This window comes from Streptosporangium nondiastaticum (assembly GCF_003011965.1).
GTDB lineage: Bacteria > Actinomycetota > Actinomycetes > Streptomycetales > Streptomycetaceae > Streptomyces > Streptomyces nondiastaticus.
Map to the genome: position 1 here is coordinate 1 of NZ_PXWG01000241.1, position 5,111 is coordinate 5,111.

The 5,111-nt window shown below is 75.8% G+C and carries 4 protein-coding genes and 1 pseudogene; 4 read left to right on the plus strand and 1 reads right to left on the minus strand.

Going from position 1 to position 5,111, the window contains the following annotated elements; all coding sequences use genetic code 11:
* Together B7P34_RS34955 and B7P34_RS34960 are read left to right on the plus strand one after the other, a co-directional pair.
* Positions 1 to 893, plus strand: an 893-nt coding sequence (locus B7P34_RS34955; protein WP_106682161.1) for a glutamate ABC transporter substrate-binding protein, incomplete at its 5' end; no start/stop codon positions are given.
* A gap of 71 nt (positions 894 to 964) precedes the next feature.
* On the plus strand, positions 965 to 2,296 hold the full coding sequence (locus B7P34_RS34960; RefSeq protein WP_106682162.1) for a hypothetical protein: 1,332 nt from the start codon (positions 965 to 967) through the stop codon (positions 2,294 to 2,296).
* Between the two features lie 10 nt (positions 2,297 to 2,306).
* On the opposite strand, the gene B7P34_RS39950 is transcribed toward B7P34_RS34960, so the two are convergent.
* A complete protein-coding gene (locus tag B7P34_RS39950; RefSeq protein ID WP_435693996.1) occupies positions 2,307 to 2,696 on the minus strand; it encodes a hypothetical protein in 390 nt (129 codons plus the stop codon).
* A gap of 10 nt (positions 2,697 to 2,706) precedes the next feature.
* Between B7P34_RS39950 and B7P34_RS34965 the strand changes: the two genes are divergently transcribed.
* The gene (locus tag B7P34_RS34965; protein ID WP_435693997.1) at positions 2,707 to 4,872 is read left to right on the plus strand and encodes a tetratricopeptide repeat protein; all 2,166 of its coding nucleotides are present in this window, start codon (positions 2,707 to 2,709) and stop codon (positions 4,870 to 4,872) included.
* Between the two features lie 3 nt (positions 4,873 to 4,875).
* Positions 4,876 to 5,111, plus strand: a pseudogene (locus B7P34_RS34970) (zinc ribbon domain-containing protein); the annotation flags it as partial.

Sequence of the window (5,111 nt, forward strand, 5' to 3'; positions counted from 1 at the left end):
GCCGGCCGGAGCGCTCCTCGTCCGCCGCGCACGCCGCGCCCGCCCCCGGCCCGGAGGCCGCAGCCGCAGCCGCAGCCGCAGCCGCGCAGTGCAGCGACCCCGAGGCGAGCCTGCGACCCTCGGGCGGGACGGACGGCCCGGCCGTGCAGCGCATCAAGGCCCGCGGCCGGCTGATCGCGGGCGTCGACCAGAACAGCTACCACTGGGGCTACCGCAACCCCGCAGACGGCGAGCTGAGCGGCTTCGACATCGACCTCGTCCGGGCCGTCGCCAAGGACATCCTCGGCGACCCCGAGAAGGTCACCTTTCTCGCGATCCCCACGAGCCGGCGCATACCCGCCCTCCGGACGGGCAAGGTGGACATCGTCGCCCGCACGATGACCATCACCTGCGACCGGATCAAGCAAGTGGCGTTCTCCACCGCGTACTTCGAGTCCGGGCAGCAGGTCATGGTTCCCAAGGGGTCACCGGTGACCGCGTTCGACGACTCGCTGAAGGGGAAGAAGGTCTGTACGGCGGAGGGGTCCACGGCCGAGCTCAAGGTCCGGGAGGAACCGCACGGTTCGTCCCTGCTGACCGTCCCCAACCAGCTGGACTGCCTGGTGCGGCTCCAGCTCGGCGAGGTCGACGCGGTGGTCAACGACAGGGCGCTGGCGGCCGGCCAGGCGGCCCAGGACCCGTCCGTGCAGCTCGTCGGAAAGCCGTTCACCACCGAACCGTACGGCGTGGCGATGAACCTCGCGGACACGGACCTGGTACGCCGTGTCAACAAGGTCCTGGAGGACTACCGCAGCGGCGGCGCCGCGAGCCTCTGGATGAAGGCGTACGAGAGGTGGCTCGCCAGCGACCTGAAGGGGATCACCGGCCCGCCGGTTCCCCAGTACCGGGACTGACGGCGGGCCGGGGAGCACTGCCGTAACGGATCGGCCCGCGGCGCGGGCGGCGGACAGGAGAGAGGGGATCGATGGCGGTCGCGGAGCCCACCGGGCCGGCCCTGACCCGCGAGGAGGCGGACCGCGCGCTGGCCAGGCTCGGCGCGGAGCACGAGGCCGTCGAGTCCTCGCTGCTCGCCCTCCAGGACCACGCGGGGCGGCGCCTGCTGGAGGGGGCGGAGCTCACCGGCGAGACCAGGAGCCGGTGGGCGGCCGCCGAGGCCCTCATCGGGCAGCTGTGGGCGTACTTCGACGCCTACACGGCCGCCCTGACCACCGCCCGCGAGCTGCGCGCCCGCCGCCGCTGGCCCACCCAGGGCGAGCTGTCCGAGCTCACCGAACTGCTGCGCGGATCCGGCATCACCCTGGCCTCCCCGAGCACGGCCGCGTCCGGCGCCGCGGGCCTGACGGCCGGGGTGCCGGGGCTGACCGCACGGCTCAGCGAGCGGCTGAGCCTGCAGGAGCTGCTGGACCGCATGAACGGCTGGTACGCCCAAGCCCTCGACGTCGTCGTCATCGCCGACACCGTGTGGTCCGCGCTGCCCGCCCGCATCGACCTGCTCGCCGCCGAGCTGCGGCGCACCCGCTCGCTCGCCCACTCGGTGGGCGTGCGCCCCGGCGAGCACCCCTCCGGCGACGACCTGGAGCAGATCACGCGGGAACTGGCCGCGCTGCGCGCCGAGGTGATAGGGGATCCCCTGGCCTTCTGGTCCGGCGCCTCGCCCAGCTCCGCGCCGGGCGGCGGCCGCCCCGACACCACCCGCTACGACCGGGCCGCGCGGGCCCTGGAGGACGTCCGCCGGGAGGTCGAGGCCGTCCTCGACGTCCGGCAGGACGCCGAGCAGCGGCTGATGCGCGTGCGCGACGTCCTCTCGCGCGCGGACCGCACGCTCAACGAGGCCCGGCAGGCGCGCGTCGAGGTCCTGTCGAAGATCGCCGCCTCCGTGGTGCCGGCCGTGTCGGGCCCGCCCACGGCCCTCTACGAGCAGCTGTCGGCCGCCGCCGACCACCGCAGGCACGCGCGCTGGCACCGGCTGTCGCCGCTCCTGGAGGGGCTGGAGCAGCGCGCCGAGGAGGAGCTGCTGCGCGCCCGCGAGTCGCTCACGGCGGTGACGGCCCCGCTGGCGGTCCGGGCGGAGCTGCGCGGCCGCCTGGACGCGTACAAGGCGAAGACGGCCCGGCACGGCCTCGCGGAGGACTCACTGCTCGTCGAGCGCTACGACGCGGCGCGGCGCATGCTGTGGAGTGCGCCGTGCGATCTGGTCGCCGCCGAGGGGGCCGTCCTGCGCTATCAGCAGGCGCTGGCCGAGGCGCTGGCGGCGGGTGCCGGGGAGCGGGCCACGGGCCGGAGGGGGGAGTCATGAGCGGGGCGTGTCAGCGGCCGGGGTGTGCCGGTTCGTACGAGGACGTCGGCGGCGGAGAGCTGTACTGCGACACGTGCGGCCTGGCGCCGGTCGTGTCGCCGAACGGGTCGGTGGGCTCGCCGGCCACGGGAGTCACGGGGGGTACGGGAGGCGCGTCGGGCGCGTCGGGCGCGTCCTCGAAGGGCAGCGGCAGCGCGGGCTCCGGCTCGCAGGGCTCGTCGTCCCGGTCCGGGTCGGCGCGCTCGGCGTCGTCGCGCCGCTCGGTGTCGGGGCGGCTGTCGCGCTCCCGGCCGGCCTCCGAGGGCTCGTCGCCCTCGTCGTCGCGGGCGGTGTCGGTGCGCAGCTCCGGCTCGGTGCCCGCGGGTTCGGGCCGCGGGAAGCTGGGTGCCGGGCTGGTCAAGGTCCCGGAGGTGCCGCGCCCGGATCCGCGGGCGGCCGTCCTGGAGAACCCGGAGGTCCCCGAGCGGAAGCGCTTCTGCAGCCGCGGCGACTGCGGGGCGCCGGTGGGGCGGGCGCGCGGCGACCGGCCCGGCCGCACGGAGGGCTTCTGCACGAAGTGCGGCCACCCGTACTCCTTCGTGCCCAAGCTGCGCGCGGGCGACGTGGTGCACGGGCAGTACGAGGTGGCGGGCTGCCTCGCGCACGGCGGGCTCGGCTGGATCTACCTGGCCATCGACCGGGCCGTGTCCGACCGCTGGGTGGTGCTCAAGGGCCTGCTGGACACCGGCGACGAGGACGCCCTGGCGGTGGCGGTCTCCGAGCGGCGCTTCCTCGCCGAGATCGAGCACGCCAACATCGTCCGCATCTACAACTTCGTCGAGCACCTCGACCAGCGCACCGGCAGCCTCGACGGCTACATCGTCATGGAGTACGTCGGCGGCAGGTCGCTGAAGGAGATCGCCAACGCGCGGCGGACGCCGGACGGCCGGCGCGACCCGCTGCCGGTGGCGCAGGCCTGCGCGTACGGCATCGAGGCGCTGGAGGCGCTCGGCCACCTGCACAGCCGCAACCTGCTGTACTGCGACTTCAAGGTGGACAACGCCATCCAGCAGCAGGACCAGCTCAAGCTGATCGACATGGGCGCGGTCCGGCGGATGGACGACCACGACAGCGCGATCTACGGCACGGTGGGCTACCAGGCCCCCGAGGTCGCCGAGGTGGGCCCGTCGGTCGCCTCCGACCTGTACACGGTGGCCCGTACGCTCGCCGTGCTCACCTTCGACTTCCAGGGCTACACGAACGTCTTCGCGGACCGCCTGCCCGACCCGGACCACATCGAGGTGTTCGCCCGCTACGAGTCCTTCTACCGGCTGCTCGTGCGCGCCACGGACCCGGATCCGGCGCGGCGGTTCGCGTCCGCCGCGGAGATGGCCGACCAGCTGACGGGGGTGCTGCGGGAGGTCGTCGCGCTGGAGACGGGCCGGCCGCGGCCGGCGCTGTCCACGCTGTTCGGGCCGGAGCTGCGGGTGGTGGACACCCGCCTGTTCGCGGAGGCCGACGAGGAGGTGTCGGCGCTGGGCGGGCGGGTGCCGGCGGCCCGGGCCGCGGGCCGCAGAGCGCTGCCGTCCGGGGCGGCGGCCCGGCCGGCCCTCGGGGGCGCGCCCTCCTCTCCTGCTCCGCCTCCCCCCGTCGCCCCCGTCGCCGCGCTCGACACGCGCGCCGCCGCGCTCGCCCTGCCCGTGCCGCTCGTCGACCCCGGCGACCCCAACGCGGGCTTCCTCGCGGGCCTGATCGCCTCGCAGCCCGCCGAGCTGCACGCGGCGCTGCGGACCGCGCCCGCCGAGTCGCCGGAGCTGCGGCTGCGGCGGATCCGCGCCCAGCTGGAACTGGGCGAGGAGGCGCAGGCGTCCCACGCTCTGGAGAGCCTGGAAGCCGCCCACCCGGGCGACTGGCGGATCGTCTGGTACCGCGGGCTCCACGCACTGGTCCGCGGCGACAAGGAGACGGCGGCGCTGTCCTTCGATGCGGTCTACGACGCCTTCCCGGGCGAACCCGCCCCGAAGCTGGCGCTCGGCGTGTGCGCGGAGGTCCTCGGGCAGCTGGACAACGCCGCCGAGTACTACCGGCTGGTGTGGGCGACCGACCCGAGCTACGTCAGCGCCGCGTTCGGGCTGGCACGGGTGCGGCTGGCCGGCGGGGACCGCCCGGGCGCGGTGCGCGCCCTGGAGTCCGTGCCGGAGGCGTCCATCCACTACACCGCGGCGCGCGTCGCCGCGGTGCGGGCCCGGCTGCGGCGGCGCTCGCCGCAGGAGCCGCTGCTGGACGACCTGGTGGCCGCCGCGGGCCAGGTCGAGCGGCTCGCGGACTTCGGGCTGGACGCCGTGCGCCGCGAGCGGCTCTCCGCGGAGGTGCTGGGCAGCGCCCTGGACTGGGTGCTGTCGGGCTCCCCCGGCTCGGGCGGCGGCCCGCAAGCGGCCCGCCCGGGCGCCCTGCTGGGCCGCGGGCTGGACGAGCGCGAGCTGCGCTTCGGGCTGGAGCGCTCGTACCGCGTGCTCGCGCGGCTCGCCCAGCGCGGCGAGGAACGGATCGAACTGGTGGAGCGGGCCAACCGCTTCCGCCCCAGAACATGGGTGTGATCGATGTCGCAAGTGCCGCGCCCCTCACAGCTGACGGCGTGCCCCGCCTGCCGGGAGCCGCTGGACCCGGCCGACAACTTCTGCGGCGGCTGCGGCGCCGACCTGTCGGCGGTGCCGCCGCCGGCCCTCCTCGACGAGGGCCCCGCCGACTACCGGCTCGCGCTGCCCGAGCCCGGCGCCCGTACGGCCGTGCGGGCTCCCCTCGCGCCTCCCGCGCCCCCGGGCGACGGCCCGCACCG

Bases quoted from the DNA above. Each gene is read 5' to 3' on its own strand.
- B7P34_RS34960 (WP_106682162.1), top strand. From the start codon at position 965: ATGGCGGTCGCGGAGCCCACCGGGCCGGCCCTGACCCGCGAGGAGGCG.